The sequence below is a fragment of the Curtobacterium sp. MCBA15_016 genome (genome assembly GCF_001865105.1).
Taxonomy (GTDB): Bacteria; Actinomycetota; Actinomycetes; order Actinomycetales; family Microbacteriaceae; genus Curtobacterium.
The window spans coordinates 69,356-69,695 of record NZ_MJGR01000032.1 but is presented as its reverse complement, the minus strand read 5'-3'; the positions used below and the strand labels follow the sequence as shown (position 1 = coordinate 69,695).

General features: G+C 72.6%; 1 protein-coding gene. It reads left to right on the top strand.

The window, feature by feature from the left end; genetic code table 11:
* Positions 1–49 precede the first annotated feature (49 nt).
* The coding region (locus BIV03_RS13285) for a helix-turn-helix domain-containing protein (RefSeq protein ID WP_175475845.1) at positions 50–340 on the top strand (291 nt) is incomplete at its 3' end.

Here is a 340-nt window from a genome sequence, read left to right as displayed (position 1 = left end):
AGGCGCGGTGCGGGCCCGCATCGCGCCTCCCGACCGGCACACTGGAACCGTGGAACGACGCGCACTGATCCTGGAGGCCGCCGCCCGTGAGTTCGAGCGTGTCGGCTTCGCCGCCACGACGATCGCGGCCGTCGCCCGCGAGGCGGGCGTCTCGCAGGGCGCCCTGCACTTCCACTTCCCCACCAAGCTGTCCCTCGCGCTCGGCGTGATCGACGAACAGAACGTGCGGACGTTCGACGTCGTGAGCCACCACGATGCGTCGCCCGCCGAGGCGCTCGTCCAGGCCTCCCGGGGCATCGCCGGCATGCTGCTGACCGACCCCGTCGTGAGCGCCGGCATC